Here is a 2,595-nt window from a genome sequence, read left to right on the forward strand (position 1 = left end):
CCGTTGACGGTACACTCCACTTGCCTGACCCCCTGCTTCACCGCCTCCAGCGAGTTGGCCACGGCCAATCCCAGGTCATTGTGGCAGTGACAGGACCAGACGACGCCGTCACCGGCATCGGTCCTTCGGATGATCTCGGCGACGAAGCGGGAAAATTCCTCCGGCAGGGAGTAGCCCACCGTATCGGGAATGTTGAGGGTGGTCGCGCCTCCTTCGGCGGCAATGCGGAAAACCTCGCAGAGATAATCCAGGTCGGAGCGGCTGGCGTCTTCAGCGGAAAATTCCACGTCATCGACAAAACTCCTGGCCAGCGATACGGCTCTGTGCACCTCATCCTTGACCTGTTCCCTGGACATTCGCAGTTTGTGCTCCAGGTGTATATCGCTGGTGGCGATGAAGGTATGAATTCGAGGTCTTTCAGCGTCCCTGAGAGCTTCCCAGGCCGCCTCGATGTCCCCCGTTCGGGTCCGGGCCAGCCCGGCGATCACGGGGCCCCTGATATTCCTGGCTATCTCCCGGACGGCCTGCAGGTCTCCCGGCGAAGCGGCGGGAAAACCCGCTTCGATGACGTCAATTTTCATACGGGCAAGGTTGTGGGCTATCTGCAGTTTTTCGGCGGTATTCAGGTTGATCCCGGCCGATTGCTCTCCATCTCTCAACGTGGTGTCGAAAATTCGGACATAGTCTTCTCTCATCGCGGTCTCGCTCTCCTTTCGGCCCTATGTTCGTGAGGGGCTAAGATTTTGACGGGGCCTCCCTGGCTTCCATCCAGGGCATCATCTTCCGCAGCCTTGAGCCCACCTCTTCGATGAGGTGCCTGCTCTCCCGCTCTTCCCATTTTTTCATGGAAGGTCTCCCGCAACGGTTCTCAAGGATCCAGTCCTTGGCGAACTCTCCATTCTGCACATTTTCGAGAAGCTCCAGCATAGTCTCCCGCACACGGGAATCGATGACCCTTTTGCCGGCGGTCTTGTCACCATACTTGGCTGTATCGCTCACGGAATAGCGCATCCATCCAAGGCCGCCCTCGAACATCATGTCGACGATCAGTTTCAGCTCGTTCAGGCATTCAAAATAGGCGATCTCGGGCTGGTACCCTGCATTCACCAAGGTGTCGAACCCGGCCTTGATCAATTCCGTTACGCCGCCGCACAGGACGGCCTGTTCACCGAAAAGATCGGTCTCCGTCTCTTCGGCGAAGGTGGTCTCAATAATTCCGGCGCGGCCGCAGCCTATCGCCGAACCGTAGGCCAGGCCCTTTTCCATGGCCTTGCCGGAAGGATCCTGGAAAAGGGCGATAAGTCCGGGCACTCCTTTGCCCTCGGTGAACATCCTTCGCACGAGATGGCCGGGGCTTTTCGGCGCGATCATGAAAACATCGGCATCTTTCGGCGGGATTACCTGGTGATAGTGGATAGTAAATCCGTGGGAAAAAACAAGGGCGGTGCGGGGCTTGAGATTGGGTTTCACCTCTTCGGCGTAAAGGTCGGACTGGACGTGGTCGGGCACGAGGAAAGACAGGAGATCCGCTTCGGAGACCGCCTCCGCAACGGTCAGTACCCTGAATCCGTCTTCTTCGGCTTTCTTCCGGGACCGGCTTCCTTCGTGAAGCCCTACCACCACGTTCATGCCCGAATCCCTGAGGTTCTGGGCGTGGGCGTGTCCCTGGCTGCCGTATCCCAGGACAGTGATCAGATCCCCCTTGAGACAATCGAGATTTGCGTCCTTGTCGTAGAACATGCGCGCCATTGCCTTCACTCCCCGTCATAAAGTATGGTTGGATCTAGAACGTTGCTCCGAAGCCGCCCCTTTGCATGGCGACGGCCCCGCTGGATGCGACTTCCAGTATCCCGAAGGGTTTTACAGCCTCTATGAAAGCCTCGACTTTGCCCCTGTCCCCGGTGGACTCCAAAACCAGGGCTTCTTCCCCGATATCGATCACTTTGGACCGAAAAACTTCGGCGGTCTGGAGAATATGGGGCCTGGTTTCGAACGAGGCCCGGACTTTGATCAGGGTCATCCAACGTTCGACAAAGGGATTGGTGTTCAGCAGTTTGACGTCGACGGTCTCCACCAGTTTCCTAAACTGGCGCACTATCTGTTCCGCCGACTTTTCGCCGCCGTCGACCACCATGGTCAACCTCGACAGGCCTTCCTGCTCGGTCTTGCCGATGCTGAGGCTGTCCACGTTGTACCCCTTTCTTGACACCAGGCCTGAGATTCGAGACAGAACCCCGGGCCTGTCTTCCACGAGAAGACTGATTGTCTGCTGCATTTCGATCCCTCCATCTCTTTTTTCTCGAGTCTTGTAAGGCCAAAAGAATAAAAAAGGGCCGGGACCCTGTTGATACAGGATCCCGGCCCTGGAATACCGCCAAACGGCACTAGCCCGTCAGCGCCCCAGGAGGGGACCCTGAGCCGATAATAAGGACGAGCACGAGAATGGCTATTAGGTTTGCATTGTTGCGCTGGCATGCTGCTGAAGTGCTCATGGGCCTCCTCCTTTCCCTTCGCTGTTTGGGGCTAATTGTAGGGGATTCTATCCGGCTTCGGCGGATCTGTCAAGGGATCTCTTTTGCAGTTGTCGCCGGACAG

3 protein-coding genes are annotated in these 2,595 nt (G+C 57.3%); all 3 read right to left on the reverse strand.

The genetic code is table 11. The annotated features are described in order from the left end of the window. Positions 1-695, reverse strand: a 695-nt coding sequence (locus tag GX108_00095) for a 2-isopropylmalate synthase (GenBank protein ID NLO55447.1), incomplete at its 3' end; no start/stop codon positions are given. Between the two features lie 40 nt (positions 696-735). Further along, positions 736-1,749, reverse strand: coding sequence for a ketol-acid reductoisomerase (gene ilvC / locus GX108_00100; protein ID NLO55448.1), 1,014 nt, complete (start codon positions 1,747-1,749; stop codon positions 736-738). A gap of 34 nt (positions 1,750-1,783) precedes the next feature. Then, positions 1,784-2,275, reverse strand: coding sequence for an acetolactate synthase small subunit (ilvN, locus tag GX108_00105; protein NLO55449.1), 492 nt, complete (start codon positions 2,273-2,275; stop codon positions 1,784-1,786). Positions 2,276-2,595: the final 320 nt, after the last annotated feature.

The sequence above is a fragment of the Thermovirga sp. genome, from assembly GCA_012523215.1.
Taxonomy (GTDB): domain Bacteria; phylum Synergistota; class Synergistia; order Synergistales; family Thermovirgaceae; genus 58-81.